Origin of the sequence: Parazoarcus communis SWub3 = DSM 12120, assembly GCF_003226565.1 — a bacterium.
In the GTDB taxonomy this organism is placed as follows: domain Bacteria; phylum Pseudomonadota; class Gammaproteobacteria; order Burkholderiales; family Rhodocyclaceae; genus Parazoarcus; species Parazoarcus communis.
In genome coordinates, this window is record NZ_QKOE01000018.1 from 37985 (window position 1) to 55509 (window position 17525).

A 17525-nucleotide genomic window follows, 5' to 3' on the forward strand; every position below is an offset into this window, starting at 1 on the left:
GGACCGTCGTGATGGCAACAGAGTCCTTAGCCCCGGTTGCGTCGCGACATCACAATCTGACGCGACACGATGAACATCGGCAACAGCCCAACTGCGACGATGGTCAGGGCAGCGGTCGAAGCTTCGGTCAGGCGCTCATCCGAGGCCAGTGTATGCGCCTGGGTGGCGAGCGTATCGAAATTGAACGGGCGCATCACCAGCGTTGCCGGCAGCTCCTTCATCACGTCGACAAACACCAGCAGCGCTGCTGTCAAAAGACTTCCGCGCAGAATCGGGATATGCACCAGACTCAAGGTCCGCCATTTGCCAAAGCCCAGGCTGCGTGAGGCGTCGTCCATGCTGGTGGTGATCTTGCCCAGCGAGGACTCTACCGTCTGCAGGGCAACGGTCAGGAAGCGCGCAAGATATGCATACACCAGGGCAGCAATACCACCGGTCAGGATCAGGCCGGGATTCACGCCGAAGGCGCCCTGCCACCACTGCGCCAGCCAGTGATCCAGCCGGGTGACGGGAATCAGCACCCCGACCGCGATCACCGAGCCGGGCACGGCATACCCCAGACTGACGATACGATTGGTGATCGCCGGAATGCGCGAGCGCGCCAGGCGCCCAGCGTAAGCCAGCAGGAGTGCAAGGACCACAGCCAGCAAGGCGGTCACTGCTGCCAGCACGAAGCTGTTCCGCGCCAACTCGGCAAAGCGATGGCCAAACTGGGCGTCGCCCTCGCTGAAGGCCATATCCAGCAGCAAGCCGCCGGGCAGCAGAAAACCAAAGAACAACGGCAGGAAGCAAGCCAGGCAGGCAATCGCGCCCAACATCGGCGGCAGGGGGTGACGTGCAGCCAGGCTGGCATTGCGCGAGGTGTTATTGAAGCGTGCGCGACCACGACTGACTCGCTCCAGACTCAGTACCAGGACAACGAAGATCAGTAGCGCTGCCGACAGCTGCGCGGCGGCCGTGCGGTCGCCAAGTGAGAACCATGCTCGATAGATACCGGTCGTGAAGGTCTGCACGCCGAAATATGAAACCGTACCGAAGTCGGCCAGTGTTTCCATCAGGGCGAGTGCAACGCCAGCCACGATGGCAGGACGTGCCAGCGGCAAGGACACGCGGAAGAAACTGGCCCAGGGACCCAGGCCCAGCGAGCGCCCAGCCTCCAGCATGCCGCCGGCGCGTTCCAGGAAAGCCGTACGCGCAATCATATAGACATACGGATAGAGCACGAACATGAACATGACCACGGCCCCACCGACCGTGCGTACGTCCGGAAACCAGTAATCGGCCCGGGTCCAGCCAAAGGTTTCGCGCAACCAGGTCTGGACCGGCCCGACGAATTGCAGGAAGTCGGTGTAGACGTAGGCCATTACATAAGCCGGCACAGCCAGCGGCAGGATCAGCGCCCAGTCGAAGATGCGTCGCCCCGGAAACTCGTGCATGGTGGTCAGCCATGCGGTCGTAACGCCAATGGAGGCCACGCCCAGGCCAACCCCGACGCAGAGGATCAGCGTGTTCTGCACGAACTCACCCAGCACGGTGTCGGCAAGATGCGACCAGGTGTCGGTCGTCCCCCCGACAAATACATTGGAGAATACCGACAGGACGGGCGCTGCGATGAACAAACCGATGATGACGGCGAGTACGGTCAGCATTGAGGTTTTCCGACCGAGTTCCGACAGGCCCGCTAAGCTGAGTTTCATCCTGCTTCCGATGTGCGTGTCGAGCAGTCCGTTCTGCCGACTTCAGGTGAAGAATTATAATTGATCGCATTTGAATCGCTGCGATGCAATAATCCCGATACGCCCTTTTTGCGCACTTTCCATGTCTCAGCTCATACTCGACAACATCGATCTGGCTTATTCCGGGCATCAGGTGGTCCGTGGGTTGTCACTCAAGCTTGACGAAGGCCGCATTGGTTGCCTGCTCGGCCCTTCGGGCTGCGGCAAGACCACAGTGCTGCGCTGTATTGCCGGATTCGAGCGTATCGCCGGTGGCGAGATTCGGCTGGGCGGTACCGTGGTCAGCGGTCTGGGCGTTCACCTGCCGCCCGAACGTCGTCGCATCGGCATGGTGTTTCAGGATTACGCACTATTCCCCCACCTGACCATTTCGGACAACGTGGGCTTCGGCTTGCGCGGCATGGATCGTGCAGCCCGACAGTTGCGGGTCGACGAGTTACTTGAACTGGTGGGTTTGAAAACCCAGGGCAACAAGTTTCCGCATGAACTCTCCGGCGGGCAGCAGCAGCGCGTTGCGCTGGCCCGCGCACTGGCACCCCGGCCGGGTCTGCTGTTGCTCGACGAACCCTTCTCCAACCTGGATGTGGAACTGCGCGAGCGCCTGTCGCATGAAGTTCGCGACATCATCAAGGCCACCAACACAACCGCCATCCTGGTGACGCATGATCAGCACGAAGCATTTGCGGTGGCTGACGAAATCGGCATCATGCATCAGGGGGTGATCCAGCAATGGGACATCCCTTACAACCTGTACCATCGACCTCAGAATCGGTTTGTTGCCGACTTCATCGGTCAGGGCGTATTCCTGCCGGGCATGGTGCTGAACAGCACCCAGGTTCAGGTCGAAGTCGGCACCTTGCGCACTGATGTGCCAGTCGAATGCATTATCGGCTGCAGCAATTGCGAACAGAGTTGCAGCGTAGACGTCCTGCTGCGTCCGGACGATGTCGTCCACGATGATGCCAGCCCGATGCGTGCCGAAGTGGTGCACAAGGCCTTTCGCGGTGCAGACATCCTTTACACGCTGAAGCTCGCCAGCGGCGCACGGGTCTTGTCGCTGGTACCGAGCCACCACAACCATGCGATTGGCGAACGCATTGGCATCCGTCTCGCGGCCGACCACGTTGTCACCTTCCAGGGCGACGAGGCCGAAGCCGGCGCACTTCAGCTGGTGCAGTTGCCAGGATGATCCCGTGGCTGGTCGAGCTGGACGATTTTCCCGCGGTTGAGCGTGCGCTGCGCGAGCCCGACGGCCTGCTTGCAGCCGGGGGCGAGCTGACACCGTCCTGGCTGCTGGCGGCATACCACCAAGGCGTTTTTCCGTGGTTCAGCGAGGGAGAGCCCATCCTGTGGTGGAGCCCCGATCCACGCCTCGTGCTACGCCCACAGAATGTGCGCATTCGGCGCTCGCTGGCAAAGGTGCTGCGCCGCGGACACTTCGAAGTCCGCCTCGACAGCGCATTTGATCAGGTCATCAGGGCCTGCGCCGAACCACGGGAACCCGGTGGTGGCACCTGGATCTCACCCGCCATTCAAGCCGCGTACTGCCGCATGCATGAACTCGGCTACGCGCACAGCGTCGAATGCTGGCGAGACGGCAAACTGGTCGGCGGGCTGTATGGCATCGCGCTCGGCAAGGTGTTCTTCGGCGAATCGATGTTCTCACGCGAGAGCGATGCCTCCAAGGTTGCGCTGGCATACCTTGCCCGTCTGCTTGAGCGCTACGAATTTGCCATGATAGATTGCCAGATGACGACACCGCACTTGCTGTCGATGGGCGCAAGCGAGATTCCGCGGACGGAATTCACCGCAGCCCTGCGCGCCTGGACACGGCATGAAGGACTGCCCGGTGCCTGGACCACCGAGTTGCTTGCCCCGATCAACTGGACCTGAACCGACTCGACGAGCGCGAGACCATGCAGCAGGACTACCCGTACGCACTGATTCAGTTCTACGCCACGGCACCGTATGCATGTTCATACCTGCCCGAACGGATGGCGCGCTCGCAGGTGGCGACACCAGGGCACCTGATCGACCCTCAGGTGTACACCGATCTGGTACGCAGGGGATTTCGTCGTAGCGGCGTGTTTACCTACCGCCCCTACTGCGACCACTGTTCGGCGTGCATCCCGGTTCGTATCGCGGTCAAGCGCTTCGCCCCGGATCGCAGCCAACGCCGTGCCTGGAAGCAACACGCCAGCCTCACTGCTCACGAATGCCCGCTGGAGTTCTCCGAAGAGCATTATCGGCTTTATCAGCGCTACCAGACCTCGCGTCACGCCGGTGGCGGCATGGATCTGGACAATCGCGAGCAGTACACTCACTTTCTGCTGCAAAGCCATGTCGACACCCGCATCATCGAGTTTCGGGACAATGACGCGTTGCGCATGGTCAGCGTCATCGACCGTCTGACCGATGGTCTGTCGAGTGTGTACACTTTTTACGATCCCGATCTGCAGCGCAGTTCGCTAGGCACCTTTGGTGTGCTGTGGCAGCTCGAAGCCTGTCGTCGCCTCCAGTTGCCCTATCTCTATCTTGGCTACTGGATCGCCGAGAGCCGCAAGATGGCCTACAAGGCCCGTTTCAAACCCATCGAAGCCTATCGCAAGGGCGAGTGGATGGAACTGCAACCCGAATAGGCGACCCGTACCGAAATACTGCGGTCAGCCACATCGCCTCCAGGCTGCCGAGCGGCTACAATCCGCCCCTATGCTCTACGACATCGCCCGCCCGCTGCTGTTTTCGCTTGACGCGGAAACCGCCCACGAATTCACCCTCGCCTCCCTCCACCTCGCCGGCCGCGTGCTTCCGCCCGGCAAACCACTTGCATCCACGCCAATCGAGCTCATGGGACTGAGTTTTCCCAATCGCATTGGTCTGGCTGCCGGTCTGGACAAGAACGGTGAAGCGATCGACGGTCTCGCCCGCCTGGGCTTCGGTTTCATTGAGATCGGCACCATCACCCCCCGGCCTCAGCCGGGCAATCCACGCCCCCGGATGTTCCGGCTGCCCGAGGTTCGCGGCATCATCAACCGCATGGGTTTCAACAATCACGGCGTCGACGCGCTGATCGCCAATGTGCGGGCAGCCCGCTTCAAGGGCATCCTCGGCATCAACATCGGCAAGAACTTCGACACCCCGATCGAAAATGCCGCAGACGATTACCTGATCTGCCTCGACAAGGTCTACCCGCTTGCGAGCTACGTCACGGTCAATATTTCGTCGCCAAACACCAAGAATCTGCGTCAACTGCAAGGCGAGTCCGAACTTGATGACCTGCTTGGTCGCCTCAAGGCCGCCCAGTCCCGGCTGGCTGACCAGCACGGCCGCTATGTGCCGCTGACACTGAAGATCGCGCCCGACCTCGAGCCCGAACAGGTCATCAACATCGCCGATGCCCTGCGTCGCCATCGTATCGACGGCGTCATCGCTACCAACACCACCATTTCGCGCGACAAGGTCCAGGGGGTGCGCTACGGCGAGCAACAGGGCGGCTTGTCCGGCGCGCCGGTATTCGAGGCCTCGACCGAGGTGGTACGGCAACTCGCTTCCGCACTGGCGGGCGAATTGCCGATCATCGCCGCTGGAGGCGTCACCGACGGACGGGGCGCCAAGGCCAAGCTCGACGCCGGCGCCAGCCTGGTACAGGTGTACAGTGGCCTGATCTACCGAGGCCCGGGCCTGGTGGGTGAGTGCGTTCGGGCAACGGGCTGAGCGCTACCGCCAAAAGGCATAAAGCTATAACCGCCGCAGGGTTGAGAAGCCCCGTGGCTAAGCGGATAATCCGTCGGTTATCTCCGGTCATCGGATCATGAGCAGCTATTTATTCGTCGTCATCGGCGCCGTCCTTGTCAATAACGTGGTGTTCGTCCGTATTCTTGGCCTGTGCCCCTTCATGGGCGTCTCCAAGAAACTCGAGACGGCCATCGGCATGGGCGCAGCCACCACCTTCGTGCTGACCCTGGGTGCGGGCACCAGCTATCTCATTGATCATTACCTGCTCGTTCCCAATGATCTGGCGTATCTGCGTACGCTGTCCTTCATTGTCGTGATTGCGGCAATCGTCCAGCTCACCGAACTGGTGATCCAGAAGACCAGCCCCTTGCTGCATCAGGTGCTGGGCATCTACCTGCCGCTGATCACCACCAACTGCGCGGTGCTGGGCGTGCCGCTACTCAACGTCGGGCTGCAGCACAACCTGCTCGAGTCCCTGCTGTTCGGTTTCGGGTCGTCCGTCGGCTTTACCCTGGCGCTGGTGTTGTTTGCCGGTATTCGCGAGCGCCTTGATGGCGCCGACGTACCCCTGCCATTCAAGGGAACGGCTATCGCGATGATCACCGCCGGGTTCATGAGCCTGGCCTTCATGGGTTTCGCCGGGCTGGATCGCTTCCATTGATGCGAATGATACAGAACGCGGCCCACTTCCTTTTCTTCCGCCCCTTGTCCGATCAAGCCTAAATGCTTACAGCCCTGATCATCATGGCCGGGATCGCCCTGGTCCTTGGCGCGGCACTCGGCTATGCCGCGATCCGTTTCAAGGTCGAGGGCGACCCCCTGGTCGAAAAAATCGATGCCATCCTGCCGCAAACACAGTGCGGGCAGTGCAGCTATCCAGGTTGCAAACCGTACGCTGAAGCCATTGCCAAGGGCGAGGCGGATATCAATCAATGCCCACCAGGCGGGGATGAGGGCGTACGTAAACTCGCCGACCTGCTGGGGCGGGAATACAAGCCGCTATCCGAAGAACATGGTGTCGAAAAGCCCAAGTCCGTTGCCCTGATCGATGAGCAGACCTGCATCGGCTGCACCCTGTGTATTCAGGCTTGCCCGGTGGATGCCATCGTCGGCGCTGCCAAGCAGATGCATACGGTGGTCGAACCCCTGTGCACCGGTTGCGAGCTTTGCCTCGCCCCCTGCCCGGTCGATTGCATCACCATGGTACCGGTGCCGGAGACAGTACAGACCTGGAAATGGAAATACCCGGTGATTGAAATCAGGAACGTCGCATGATCTCGCGCCTGTTCAGCTTTCGGGGCGGCATCAAGCCCGACGCACACAAGAACGAATCCGCCGAGCAATCCATTCAGCGGGCGCCGCTGCCGGCTGCATTGGTTGTCCCGCTGCGCCAGAGTACCCGAGCCACAGCTCGCTGCGTGGTCAGTGTCGGTGACAAGGTCCTGAAGGGGCAGCGCATCGGTGAACCCGAGGGAGGGCTCTCCACTGCCGTCCACGCACCGACTTCAGGCACAGTAACCGAAGTGGGCCTGTTTCCTCTCGCCCATCCCTCAGGCCTCGATACGCGCTGTGTGGTGATCGAACCCGATGGCGAAGACCGATGGATCGAACTCAAGCCCTTTGACTACCATTCAGCCAGCCGTCAGCAAGCCCTGAACCAGTTGCGCGATTGCGGCATCGTCGGCTTGGGCGGGGCAACCTTTCCCAGCCACATCAAGCTTGGCAAGGGCAGCGGTATCGACACCCTGATTCTCAATGGTGCCGAATGCGAACCCTGGATCACCTGCGACGACCGACTGATGCGCGAGCGCGCCGCGGACATTCTTTCGGGTGCCACCATCCTGCGCGAACTCATCGGCGCCCGTGAGCTGATCATTGGAGTCGAGGACAACAAGCCACAGGCCATTGCTGCCATGCGCGAGGCGGCAGCAAGTCGTGAGGCGGGCATCCGCGTCGTGCCGGTCCCCTCGCTCTACCCCGCAGGCGGCGAGAAACAACTGATCCGCGTACTGACCGGCGTCGAGATCCCCTACGGCAAGCTTGCCGGCGAATTCGGCATTCAGTGCTTCAACGTGGGTACCGCGCATGCCGTGTACCGCGCCCTGGCGCATGGTGAGCCGCTGGTTTCCCGCGTCGTCACGCTGACGGGCAATGTTGAGCGGCCGGGAAACTACGAGGTGCTGATCGGTACCCCGATCACCCACCTGCTCTCCCTGTGCCGGCCACGGCCAGATACCGACCGTACCCTGATGGGGGGGCCGATGATGGGTTTTGCCTTGCCGCGGCTCGATGTACCGGTGGTCAAGGGCACCAACTGCATCATCTCGGCTTCGCCCGCCCTGTTTCCACCTCCGCCACCCGAGCAGCCCTGCATACGCTGCGGAGAATGCGCGCGTGCCTGCCCGGCGGAACTGCAGCCTTTCGAGCTCTACTGGTTCAGCCGTGCAAAGAACTTCGGCAAGGCACAGGAATACAAGCTGTTCGACTGCATCGAGTGCGGTTGCTGTGCATACGTCTGCCCTGCCCATATTCCACTGGTGGACTACTACCGCTTCGCCAAGAGCGAGATCTGGGCGCGCGAGCGTGAAAAGGCTGCAGCCGATCAGGCGCGTGACCGTTTCGAGTTCCGCAACTTCCGCCAGGAACGCGAGAAAGAAGAAAAAGCCGCAAAACTGGCGGCCAAGGCAGCCGAAACTCGCGCCAAGCTGGCAGACACGTCGGCCACACCGGCCGATGCCGCGACCCCGCCAGCAGGGGAAACCGCCGAGGACCCAAAGAAGGCGCTGATCGCCGCTGCCCTCGCACGCGCCAAGGCTCAGAAGGCGGCTGCGCAGCCCAAGAATACCGAAGCGCTCAGTCCGGAAACGGAAGCCGAGATCGCCGAGATCGAAGCACGCCGGAAACGTGCGCAGGAAAGCGCCAACACCTCTGCCTCGCCCAGCGAGCGCACGCCCGAAACCGGGGCCTGATCCGATGATCCATTCACCCTACATCCGTAAGCCGGCAAGCATACAGCGCGTCATGTTCACCGTGCTGCTTGCGTTGACACCCGGTATTGCAGCTTACGTCTGGCAGATCGGTGCCGGCATCCTGGTCAATCTGCTGATCGCCACGGTAACCGCGCTTGTCGCCGAAGCCCTGATCCTGCGTCTGCGCAAGCGTCCCGTCGCAATCGCCATCGGCGACTTGTCCGCGGTGGTCACTGCCTGGCTTGTCGCGCTCGCGTTTCCGCCGGTGGTGCCTTGGTGGTTGACCGTGATCGCGGTTTCGATCGCCATCATTGCAGTCAAGCATCTTTACGGCGGGCTGGGCCAGAACCCGTTCAACCCTGCGATGGCGGCCTACTGCACGATGATCGTGGCCTACCCCTCGCTGATGTCGCAGTGGCCCGCGGCCGGCGGTATCGATTTTTCCACTCAGCTGAACCTGATCCTCGGCGGGGTGCGTGAACTCGATGCCATTACCGGTGCCACCGCACTCGATACGCTACGTACGGGTTTGCGCGCCGACGGAACCGTTGGCAGTGTGATGCAGGCTGGCGTCTTTGGCCTTGCGGGCGGACGCGGTTGGGAGTGGATTGCTGGCGGCTATCTGCTGGGAGGTCTGTTCCTGTTGGCAACCCGGACCATTACCTGGCATCTGCCGGTCGGTTTTCTTGCGGGCCTGGCCAGCACCGCCGCCTTGTTCTGGATCTTCCACCCCGATCAATTCGCCTCCCCCTTGTTCCATCTGGCTTCCGGCGGCGCGATGCTGGCCGCCTTCTTCATCGTCACCGACCCAGTCTCCGGCGCGACCACGCCACGTGGCAAGCTGATTTTTGCCGCCGGCGTCGGGCTGATTGCTTACCTGATCCGCGCGTTCGGGGCCTACCCCGAGGGGATTGCGTTCGCGGTGCTGCTGATGAACATCTGCGTGCCGCTGATCGACATGAAGACCCAGCCGTCGGTATTCGGCCATCGAGGGAACGGCAAATGAGCAGCGCACGTTACACCGCGACCCGAACCTCGCTGCGTACCGCAGCCATCATGGTGGGCTTTACCGCCATATTCACCGCGATCATGGCATTTACCTTCGATACCACGCGCCCTGCGATCGAGGCCGCCCGTATCGAGGAGCAGATGCGACTGATCGACGAAGTCCTGCCACGTGACCGCTACGACAATCTGTTGCTGGAGGACTTCGTCGATGTTGGTCCTCATCCGGCACTGGCTGGCAACCGTGTCAGCCGGATCTGGCGCGCACGCAAGGCTGGCCAGCCCGTCGCACTGATTGCTGAATCCAGCGCACCCGATGGCTACGCCGGTCGAATCGAACTGATCGTCGCCATTCAAGCCGACGGAACCGTGTCCGGCGTCCGCGTCACCGCGCACAAGGAAACGCCGGGGCTGGGTGACTACATTGACCCACGCAAGGACCGCAACAAGACGCGGCCATGGATTTCCCAGTTCGTCGCGGTCGACTGGAATGCCATCGAGGCGTCAAAGTGGACCGTGCGCAAGGACGGCGGCGTATTCGATTATCACACCGGCGCCACCATCAGCGCACGCGCAGTCACGCGCGCAGTCGGGCGTACCGTGGGCCATGTCGTCGAACAGCGCGATGCCCTGTTTGCAGCACCGTCCGCCAGCCGGCTTTGAGGATCAGGATCATGAACAGCCAGATGTTTCGCGACAGCGCATATAACGGTCTGTGGAAGCAGAACCCGGGGCTCGCGCAGTTGCTTGGCCTGTGCCCCATCCTCGCGGTCAGTACCAACATCGTCAACTCGGTCAGTCTTGGTCTGGCCACCATCCTCGTCATGGCTGTTGCCAACCTGGCTGTCGCCTCGTTGAGGAACTTCATTCCCTATGAGATCCGCATCCCGGTCTTCATCCTGATCATTGCTGCCCTGGTTACCGTGGTAGACCTGGGCTTCAACGCCTATTTCCATAGCCTCTATCTGGTACTGGGCATCTTCATTCCACTCATCGTCACCAACTGCATCGTACTTGCGCGGGTAGAAGCCTATGCCGCCAAGAATGACGCCCTGTCATCGACGGTAGACGGCATCCTGATGGGCCTGGGGCTGGTGTGGGTACTGGCGCTGCTGGGTGGCATACGCGAGTTGCTCGGCAGCGGTACCCTGCTGTCCGGTATCGAGATGGTGATTCCGGGTCTTGAAGGTTTTTCAGTATTTGGCGATGACTATCCCGGTTTCCTGATCGCCGTGCTGCCGCCGGGCGCCTTCTTCGCACTGGGTTGCCTGATTGCCGGCTACAACGCAATCAATACCCATCGCGCGGCCCGGGCGCGGCTCAAACCCGCCCGACCGGGCCCGGCGCAGGGACAGCCTGCTGCCGAAGTGACTCAGGCAGCGGGTTGACCGTGGCACGAATGAAACGGGAGGCGATCCGGGCATTTTTCGAGCGCTTGTCTGCCGCCAATCCGCATCCCCAGACTGAGCTCGAGTACGCCTCGCCCTACCAATTGCTGGTCGCGGTGGTACTGTCCGCGCAGGCGACCGACAAAAGTGTCAACATCGCCACCCGGCGCCTGTTTGCTGCGGCACCAACGCCAGAAGCGATGATCTCGCTGACCGAGGACGAAGTCGCCGAGCACATCAAGACCATCGGCCTGTTCCGCAACAAGGCCAAAAATACCCTGGCGCTGTCGCGTTTGCTGCTGGAGCGCCACGGCGGAGAGGTGCCCTGCGATCGAGAGGCGCTCGAAGCTTTGCCTGGCGTCGGTCGCAAGACGGCCAATGTGGTCCTGAACACGGTCTTCCGTCTGCCGGTGATGGCGGTGGATACGCATATATTCCGTGTATCCAATCGCACCGGGCTCGCCCCCGGCAAGGACGTGGTCGAGGTCGAGAACGCCCTGATGCGACGGGTCCCCAAGGACTTCCTGCTGGATGCCCACCACTGGCTGATCCTGCATGGTCGCTATGTCTGTACGGCACGCAAACCCCTGTGCGCAGCATGCCAGGTCAGCGATCTGTGCACCTTCCGCGACAAGACCGCCTGAACGGGTCGATCCCGCCACAACTGACGGAGCCTTAGATGTTCAATCCTTCCCGTGATCAGGTTCGCACCTTCTTCATCGAATCCTGGCGCAAGCATCGCGAGCGTGAGGTACTGACCCAGCTTGAAGCACTGGCCTGTCAGCTGATCGAGCATCACCCCGAGTACCATTCCATCATCGAAGACCCCGATTCGGTGGATCGCGACTTCGCGCCGGAGGATGGTCAGGTCAACCCCTTCCTGCATCTGTCCCTGCACCTCGCCATCGAGGAGCAATTGTCCATCGATCAGCCCCCTGGCTTGCGGGCGGCCTTCGATACGCTCTGCCAACGCCATGGCGATCGTCACGCGGCCCTGCACGATGTGCTCGAATGTCTCGGTGAAACCATTTTCAATGCCCAGCGCGCTGGCAGTCCTCCGGACGGCGCAGCCTACCTGAGCAGTGTTTGCCGTCGCGCCAGCCTGCCTTGAGCCAGTCTCGGCGATGTCAGCCGTGACGTCGCCCCTCAAACCATGCTGGCTTCGCCTGTCGACAGCGGCTATGCTCGCCCTGTAGCGCCTGTTCCGGCCCCTTTCGGAGGTGTTCATGAATCGACTGCATGGCTTGCTGACCCGTACCTTGCTGAGCTTCGGCATACTCCTGTCGCCCCTTGCCGCAGCACAGACCGGGATCGGCGACAACCGCATCCTGATCGGCCAGTCTGCTGCGCTCAGCGGTCCAGCGGCCGAACTTGGCCGGGAGATGCAACTAGGAGCGAAGGTCTATCTTGATGCGCTCAATGCACAGGGTGGGGTCAATGAACGCAAGATCGAACTCATCTCGCTTGATGACGGTTACGAGCCAGAACGAGCCGCCGAGAACACCCGCAAACTGATCAACGAACACAAGGTATTCGCCCTGTTCGGCTACGTCGGCACCCCGACCAGCCTGGCTGCCCTGCCGATCTTCACCGAAAACCAGGTTCCCTTCATTGGTGCCTTTACCGGTGCAGAAGCCTTGCGGACCCCCTTCAACCGGCATATTTTCAACGTCCGTGCGAGCTATTTCGATGAAACAGAGCGCATCGTCGAACAGTTGGTCACGACCGGCGTACGCAACATCGCGGTGTTCTATCAGAACGACACCTACGGCAAGGCGGGTCTGGAGGGGGTTGAACGCGCATTGAAGAAGCGCAACCTTGAACTGGGGGTCACTGCCACCGTCGAACGCAACTCCACCGACGTCAAGGCAGCTGTCCAGACCCTGCTCAAGGCGTCTCCGGATGCCGTGATCCAGATCAGTGCCTATGCATCATGCGCTGCACTGATCCGTGAGATGCGCAAGAGCGGCAGTTTCGCTTCGTTTTACAACGTGTCGTTTGTTGGCAGCCGGGCGTTGGCAAACGAACTGGGGCCGGATGCGGCCGGCGTAGTGATCTCCCAGGTCGTGCCCTTGCCCTGGGGCGGCATCGAACCTGTCGTACGTGATTACCAGAAGGCCATGCAGAGAGCCGGGCACACCGACTATTCCTTCACCAGTCTGGAAGGCTACATCGCCGCTCGGGTCATGGTCGAAGGCCTGCGTCGCGCCGGACGCAACCTGACCCGCGACGGATTGATCAGCGCACTGGAGTCGATGAACAATCACGACGCGGGAGGCTTTGCGATCAGCTTCTCGCCGCGCAACCACAATGGCTCGAGCTATGTCGACCTGACCATCCTGTCTCGCAACGGTCGTTTCGTCCGCTGAACGGCGTGGCGAGACGCGGCTTGGCCAGTCAGCGCTTGAACACCAGGCCTGGCTGGCTGGCGTACCAGGCAGCCAGATCTGCAAGATCCTGCCGGCTCAGACTCTCAACCTGCGACGCCATGATGGGATTCTTGCGTTCGCCGTGCTTGTAGGCAAGCAGGGCCTGGAGCAGATAGTCCTCATACTGCCCTCCGATGCGTGGAAATTCCGGCGTCGGGCTGTTGCCATCGACGCCATGACAGGCTGCGCAGACTGTCGATTTCGCCTGCCCTCGCACCGGATCGCCGGCCAGTGCGGAAGGGGACAGGACAAGCGCTGCGGCAAGCACGCCCAAGCGTCGCATCATCTGCACCTTCATTTGACACCTCCGTAGTAGGCAGCGAGATCGGCCATGTCCTGATCAGACAAGCTACCGGCAATACCCTGCATGCTGGGGTGGCTGCGCTCACCGCTCTTGTAGGCCTGGAGCGCACGGACAATATATTCGGGATGTTGCCCGCCGAGTTTCGGAACCGCATACACCTCGGGATACCCCGTCCGGTAGCCTGGGATGCCATGGCAGCCGATACAGGCGGAAAGCTTGCCTTTGGCGGCGACCGGGTCGCCCCCGACCGCGGAAGCAAGGGTAAAGGTGCCAGCCAATGCAATCGCCACAAGCAGATGTCGTCTCTGCATGATGTCTCCTCTCTGCGGGTTTGAGTCCGAAACTCGCCACAGACACGAGGTCCGGCCATACGAGGGCGTATTGATTTGCTGATCGCGCCCATCTCCAACGAACCCTAGCCCTATAATCGCAATAAATTAATCAGAGGATTCCCCGATGTCCCCCCAGCTTCGCTTCGACGGCAGTGAGCACTACATCGCGACCCCCGACCTCAAACTTGCGGTCAATGCATCAATCCAGTTGCAACGCCCCTTGCTGATCAAGGGTGAGCCGGGCACCGGCAAGACACTGCTGGCCGAAGAGGTCGCTGCGGCGCTTGGCCTGCCCCTGCTGCAATGGCATGTCAAATCCACCACCAAGGCCCAGCAGGGTCTGTACGAATACGACGCCGTCTCGCGTCTGCGCGATTCGCAACTGGGTGACGACCGGGTCAAGGACATCGCCAACTACATCGTCAAGGGCGTGCTGTGGCAGGCCTTCGAGGCCGAAACGCCAACCGTGGTGCTGATCGATGAGGTCGACAAGGCCGATATCGAGTTTCCCAACGATCTGCTGCGTGAGCTCGATCGCATGGAGTTTCACGTCTATGAGACACGCCAGACCATCCGGGCGCGACACCGGCCGATCGTCTTCATCACCTCGAACAACGAGAAGGAGTTGCCCGACGCCTTCCTGCGCCGGTGCTTCTTTCACTACATCCGTTTCCCGGACCGCGACACCATGCAACGCATCGTCGATGTCCATTTTCCAGGCATCCGCAAGGCATTGCTTGCCGAGGCACTGGAAGTCTTCTTCGGCCTGCGCGATGTACCCGGCCTGAAAAAGAAGCCGACCACCTCGGAGTTGATCGACTGGCTCAAGCTTCTGGTTGCCGAAGACATTCCGCCCGAGGCCTTGCGTGCTCAGGACAACAAGGCTGTCGTTCCTCCCCTGGCGGGTGCGCTGTTGAAAAACGAACAGGACATGCATCTGTTCGAGCGCCTGGTATTCATGGCACGGCAGAATCGCTGAGGACCGGGCAATGCTGAAGGCTTTGTGGAATTGGCTGTTCGGACGCAAACAAGTGGTGCTGGCCAGGGTGCCCACCCCTGCGGGCGGACCATCCGTGCCCACTGCACCCATCGACCAACTCAATCGGCAGGCGCCGCTGCAGGCTGCACCTGCCCCTTCACCACAGTCGGAGATGGGGCCGACCTTCATCTGTCGTGAAGCCATCCTCAGTCGCCAGCAGAAGATCGCCGGTTATCACTTCCTGCTGCAGGAGTCAGCCCGAAACCGCATTCGTAACAGCAGCCGGCGTGTTCATCACCTGTACGCCGAGATCCTCGTCAGCAGCCTGGTCAAGGCCGATATCGGCAAGTTGCTGGGCGCGCGTCTGGCCTTTGTCGATCTACCGGACTCCTTTCTCGACCATCCGTGCATCCGCCAGCTTCCGCCAAGGAACACGGTTCTGGTCATCCAGCCTCACCCAGAGGCGGATGGCCCAGGCCCGGAGACGCTGATGACGCATGTCCGCAGCCTGAAAAGTGCAGGCTACAGGATCGGCGTTCCCGACCCCATCTCCACGCCGCAGTTGATCTCCTTGTTGCCCGAGGCCGATGTAGTCGTCGTGCGTGCGCCTCAACTTGATGCCGAACAAGCACTCAGCCTGTCTACAACGATGCTTGAAAAGGCGTCACAAGCGGCGCTACTGGCACGCGACCTGCCCGGCCTGGAGGACTTCCGGTTCTGCTTTCAGCTAGGCTGCAGCTTGTTCCAGGGACCTTTCATCACCAGTCGCGAGGACTGGCGGGACCGCAATCTCGGGCCCAATACGGCCCGTCTTGCCGAACTCGTTTCCAAGCTGCGCAAGGATGCCGACTCCGCAGAAATCGTTGCCCTGCTCAAGCATGATGCCGCCCTCACTGTCCGTTTGCTACGTTACATCAACGCAGCGGCCAATGGCTTGTCGGAGCAGGTCTCCTCGGTCGAGCGAGCCTTTGCCTTGCTTGGAAGGGAAAAGCTGTATCGGTGGGTCACCTTGTTGCTGTGCAGTGCGGACCATGGCGGGGAACGCAGTTCCGCTGCGCTGGAGAGTGCCCTGATCCGGGCACGGATGCTCGAACTGCTGGCCGCAGAGCGCAGCCCGACTGAACGCGAAGCACTCTTCCTGACCGGTCTGATCTCGCTGATCGATGTCATTCTTGAAGTACCAATGGAGCGGGCCCTCACCCTCCTGGCTGTCGCACCGGACATCGAAGCCGCTTTGCTTCGCGGGCAAGGCCCGCTGGCATCCCGTCTGGCCTTGGCGCAAGCCTGCGAGCGCAGCGATGCCGACGCCATCAGAAGCGCAGCCGAGACCTGCGGCGTGACGCCGGAGTTTGCAGCCCAGTGCCATTTCGATGCACTGGCCTGGGCCTTGTCGTTGCAGCAGGAGTCCTGAGCGATGCTGATCGATTTCTTCCTGCACCTGAAGGCCAACAAACTGCCTGTGTCGACGCGGGAGTATCTCAGCTTGCTCGAAGGTCTGCGAGCCCGGGTCTGCGGCCATTCGCTGGACGAGTTCTATTTATGGTCTCGCACCTGCCTGATCAAGGATGAATCGCTATACGATCGATTCGATCAGGCTTTTGGTGCGTACTTCAAAGGCATCAGCACTTTGCCCGGTCTGGAGCAGGATCTGCCGGAAGACTGGCTGAGAGCCGCGATGAAGAAGCATCTCAGCCCCGAGGAGCAAGCCAGACTCGAAAAGCTGGGTTGGGACAAGCTGATGGAGGAATTCCGCAAACGCCTCGAAGAACAGAAAGGACGCCATGAAGGGGGGTCCAAATGGATCGGCACCGGCGGCAGTTCGCCTTTTGGCAACAATGGCACACATCCGGAAGGGATCCGTGTTGGCGGTGAGTCTGCGGGTAATCGCACTGCGGTCAAGGTGTGGGACCGTCGTGAGTACCGGAATCTGGACGATTCGGTAGAGTTAGGCACCCGCAACATCAAGGTAGCGCTCCGCAGACTCCGACGTTTTGCGCGTGATGGCGCGGCCGATGAACTGGATCTGGACGCAACCATTGCCGCCACCGCCCGCAATGCCGGCTGGCTGGACTTGTTGATGCGGCCGGAGCGCCACAATGCAGTCAAGGTACTGCTGTTCTTCGACGTCGGTGGGTCAATGGACGATCACGTCAAGGTGTGCGAAGAGCTGTTCTCGGCGTGCCGTACGGAGTTCAAGCATCTTGAGTATTACTACTTTCACAACTGCGTGTATGAAAGCGTTTGGCGCGACAGCCGGCGGCGTCACACTGAGCGCATTCCACTGCTGGAAGTGATCCACCGCTATGGTCCGGATTACAAACTGGTGTTCGTGGGCGATGCAACGATGAGTCCGTACGAGATCCTGCATCAACACGGCTCGATTGAGCATATGAACGCAGAACCTGGCGCAACCTGGCTGCGCCGTCTGCTGGATGCCTACCCGGCAGCGGCCTGGTTGAATCCGGAGCCGGAACGGCTGTGGCCCTATCGCAAGTCCATCGATCTGATCCATCAACTGGTCGGCGATCGAATGTTTCCTATGACGCTGGACGGGCTGACCCGGGCAATGCAGTCCTTGTCGCGCAAGCACTGAAGCTGCATCCGCGCCCGAAAGGCAGGCCTGACTTGCGCCTGCCCGGCCATGATCA

Annotated in this window: 19 protein-coding genes; 16 read left to right on the top strand and 3 right to left on the bottom strand. The window is 61.2% G+C overall.

Going from position 1 to position 17525, the window contains the following annotated elements; all coding sequences use genetic code 11:
• Positions 1-26 precede the first annotated feature (26 nt).
• Positions 27-1697, bottom strand: coding sequence for an ABC transporter permease (locus DNK49_RS18685; RefSeq protein ID WP_110528166.1), 1671 nt, complete (start codon positions 1695-1697; stop codon positions 27-29).
• A 121-nt stretch (positions 1698-1818) separates the two neighbouring features.
• Between DNK49_RS18685 and DNK49_RS18690 the strand changes: the two genes are divergently transcribed.
• The 13 genes from DNK49_RS18690 to DNK49_RS18750 all read left to right on the top strand — a co-directional run bounded on the left by DNK49_RS18690 (position 1819) and on the right by DNK49_RS18750 (position 13202).
• Positions 1819-2925 (top strand): ABC transporter ATP-binding protein, encoded by a 1107-nt coding sequence (locus DNK49_RS18690; RefSeq protein WP_110528169.1) that lies wholly within the window; start codon positions 1819-1821, stop codon positions 2923-2925.
• Complete coding sequence (aat, locus tag DNK49_RS18695; protein WP_110528172.1) at positions 2922-3629, top strand: leucyl/phenylalanyl-tRNA--protein transferase; 708 nt, start codon at positions 2922-2924, stop codon at positions 3627-3629. The genes DNK49_RS18690 and aat overlap by 4 nt, the downstream gene beginning before the upstream one ends.
• A gap of 23 nt (positions 3630-3652) precedes the next feature.
• Complete coding sequence (locus DNK49_RS18700; protein WP_110528175.1) at positions 3653-4375, top strand: arginyltransferase; 723 nt, start codon at positions 3653-3655, stop codon at positions 4373-4375.
• A 70-nt stretch (positions 4376-4445) separates the two neighbouring features.
• The gene (locus DNK49_RS18705) at positions 4446-5450 is read left to right on the top strand and encodes a quinone-dependent dihydroorotate dehydrogenase (protein ID WP_110528178.1); all 1005 of its coding nucleotides are present in this window, start codon (positions 4446-4448) and stop codon (positions 5448-5450) included.
• Between the two features lie 97 nt (positions 5451-5547).
• Complete coding sequence (gene rsxA / locus DNK49_RS18710; protein WP_110528182.1) at positions 5548-6132, top strand: electron transport complex subunit RsxA; 585 nt, start codon at positions 5548-5550, stop codon at positions 6130-6132.
• 62 nt (positions 6133-6194) lie between these two features.
• Positions 6195-6746 (top strand): electron transport complex subunit RsxB, encoded by a 552-nt coding sequence (gene rsxB, locus DNK49_RS18715; RefSeq protein WP_110528184.1) that lies wholly within the window; start codon positions 6195-6197, stop codon positions 6744-6746.
• Positions 6743-8440 carry an electron transport complex subunit RsxC gene (rsxC, locus tag DNK49_RS18720; RefSeq protein ID WP_110528188.1) on the top strand — a complete coding sequence of 566 codons (1698 nt, stop codon included), beginning with the start codon at positions 6743-6745 and terminating at the stop codon, positions 8438-8440. The genes rsxB and rsxC overlap by 4 nt, the downstream gene beginning before the upstream one ends.
• Positions 8441-8444: 4 nt before the next feature.
• Positions 8445-9446 (top strand): RnfABCDGE type electron transport complex subunit D, encoded by a 1002-nt coding sequence (locus tag DNK49_RS18725; protein WP_110528192.1) that lies wholly within the window; start codon positions 8445-8447, stop codon positions 9444-9446.
• The gene (rsxG, locus tag DNK49_RS18730) at positions 9443-10108 is read left to right on the top strand and encodes an electron transport complex subunit RsxG (protein ID WP_110528196.1); all 666 of its coding nucleotides are present in this window, start codon (positions 9443-9445) and stop codon (positions 10106-10108) included. Before DNK49_RS18725 ends, rsxG begins: the two co-directional genes overlap by 4 nt.
• Positions 10109-10119: 11 nt before the next feature.
• Positions 10120-10833 carry an electron transport complex subunit E gene (locus tag DNK49_RS18735; protein ID WP_110528199.1) on the top strand — a complete coding sequence of 238 codons (714 nt, stop codon included), beginning with the start codon at positions 10120-10122 and terminating at the stop codon, positions 10831-10833.
• Between the two features lie 11 nt (positions 10834-10844).
• Positions 10845-11477: an endonuclease III gene (gene nth / locus DNK49_RS18740; RefSeq protein WP_110528202.1), complete on the top strand. Its 633-nt coding sequence runs from the start codon at positions 10845-10847 to the stop codon at positions 11475-11477.
• A gap of 35 nt (positions 11478-11512) precedes the next feature.
• Complete coding sequence (locus tag DNK49_RS18745) at positions 11513-11944, top strand: DUF1841 family protein (RefSeq protein WP_110528206.1); 432 nt, start codon at positions 11513-11515, stop codon at positions 11942-11944.
• Positions 11945-12059: 115 nt separating this feature from the next.
• A complete protein-coding gene (locus tag DNK49_RS18750) occupies positions 12060-13202 on the top strand; it encodes an ABC transporter substrate-binding protein (RefSeq protein WP_110528209.1) in 1143 nt (380 codons plus the stop codon).
• A 28-nt stretch (positions 13203-13230) separates the two neighbouring features.
• On the opposite strand, the gene DNK49_RS18755 is transcribed toward DNK49_RS18750, so the two are convergent.
• Complete coding sequence (locus DNK49_RS18755) at positions 13231-13560, bottom strand: c-type cytochrome (protein ID WP_243632441.1); 330 nt, start codon at positions 13558-13560, stop codon at positions 13231-13233.
• Complete coding sequence (locus DNK49_RS18760; protein ID WP_110528212.1) at positions 13557-13877, bottom strand: c-type cytochrome; 321 nt, start codon at positions 13875-13877, stop codon at positions 13557-13559. Before DNK49_RS18760 ends, DNK49_RS18755 begins: the two co-directional genes overlap by 4 nt.
• 145 nt (positions 13878-14022) lie before the next feature.
• Between DNK49_RS18760 and DNK49_RS18765 the strand changes: the two genes are divergently transcribed.
• Genes DNK49_RS18765 through DNK49_RS18775 form a run of 3 tightly spaced genes read left to right on the top strand, consistent with a single transcriptional unit; the run spans position 14023 to position 17470 of the window.
• Positions 14023-14877, top strand: a complete 855-nt coding sequence (locus tag DNK49_RS18765; protein WP_110528214.1) for an AAA family ATPase — start codon at positions 14023-14025, stop codon at positions 14875-14877.
• Between the two features lie 10 nt (positions 14878-14887).
• A complete protein-coding gene (locus tag DNK49_RS18770) occupies positions 14888-16288 on the top strand; it encodes an EAL and HDOD domain-containing protein (RefSeq protein ID WP_110528218.1) in 1401 nt (466 codons plus the stop codon).
• Positions 16289-16291: 3 nt separating this feature from the next.
• Positions 16292-17470, top strand: a complete 1179-nt coding sequence (locus tag DNK49_RS18775) for a vWA domain-containing protein (RefSeq protein ID WP_110528221.1) — start codon at positions 16292-16294, stop codon at positions 17468-17470.
• Positions 17471-17525: the final 55 nt, after the last annotated feature.

Coding starts and splice junctions, on each gene's coding strand:
- DNK49_RS18685 (WP_110528166.1), bottom strand. CDS start 1,697: ATGAAACTCAGCTTAGCGGGCCTGTCGGAACTCGGTCGGAAAACCTCA.
- DNK49_RS18690 (WP_110528169.1), top strand. CDS start 1,819: ATGTCTCAGCTCATACTCGACAACATCGATCTGGCTTATTCCGGGCAT.
- aat (WP_110528172.1), top strand. CDS start 2,922: ATGATCCCGTGGCTGGTCGAGCTGGACGATTTTCCCGCGGTTGAGCGT.
- DNK49_RS18700 (WP_110528175.1), top strand. CDS start 3,653: ATGCAGCAGGACTACCCGTACGCACTGATTCAGTTCTACGCCACGGCA.
- DNK49_RS18705 (WP_110528178.1), top strand. CDS start 4,446: ATGCTCTACGACATCGCCCGCCCGCTGCTGTTTTCGCTTGACGCGGAA.
- rsxA (WP_110528182.1), top strand. CDS start 5,548: ATGAGCAGCTATTTATTCGTCGTCATCGGCGCCGTCCTTGTCAATAAC.
- rsxB (WP_110528184.1), top strand. CDS start 6,195: ATGCTTACAGCCCTGATCATCATGGCCGGGATCGCCCTGGTCCTTGGC.
- rsxC (WP_110528188.1), top strand. CDS start 6,743: ATGATCTCGCGCCTGTTCAGCTTTCGGGGCGGCATCAAGCCCGACGCA.
- DNK49_RS18725 (WP_110528192.1), top strand. CDS start 8,445: ATGATCCATTCACCCTACATCCGTAAGCCGGCAAGCATACAGCGCGTC.
- rsxG (WP_110528196.1), top strand. CDS start 9,443: ATGAGCAGCGCACGTTACACCGCGACCCGAACCTCGCTGCGTACCGCA.
- DNK49_RS18735 (WP_110528199.1), top strand. CDS start 10,120: ATGAACAGCCAGATGTTTCGCGACAGCGCATATAACGGTCTGTGGAAG.
- nth (WP_110528202.1), top strand. CDS start 10,845: ATGAAACGGGAGGCGATCCGGGCATTTTTCGAGCGCTTGTCTGCCGCC.
- DNK49_RS18745 (WP_110528206.1), top strand. CDS start 11,513: ATGTTCAATCCTTCCCGTGATCAGGTTCGCACCTTCTTCATCGAATCC.
- DNK49_RS18750 (WP_110528209.1), top strand. CDS start 12,060: ATGAATCGACTGCATGGCTTGCTGACCCGTACCTTGCTGAGCTTCGGC.
- DNK49_RS18755 (WP_243632441.1), bottom strand. CDS start 13,560: ATGAAGGTGCAGATGATGCGACGCTTGGGCGTGCTTGCCGCAGCGCTT.
- DNK49_RS18760 (WP_110528212.1), bottom strand. CDS start 13,877: ATGCAGAGACGACATCTGCTTGTGGCGATTGCATTGGCTGGCACCTTT.
- DNK49_RS18765 (WP_110528214.1), top strand. CDS start 14,023: ATGTCCCCCCAGCTTCGCTTCGACGGCAGTGAGCACTACATCGCGACC.
- DNK49_RS18770 (WP_110528218.1), top strand. CDS start 14,888: ATGCTGAAGGCTTTGTGGAATTGGCTGTTCGGACGCAAACAAGTGGTG.
- DNK49_RS18775 (WP_110528221.1), top strand. CDS start 16,292: ATGCTGATCGATTTCTTCCTGCACCTGAAGGCCAACAAACTGCCTGTG.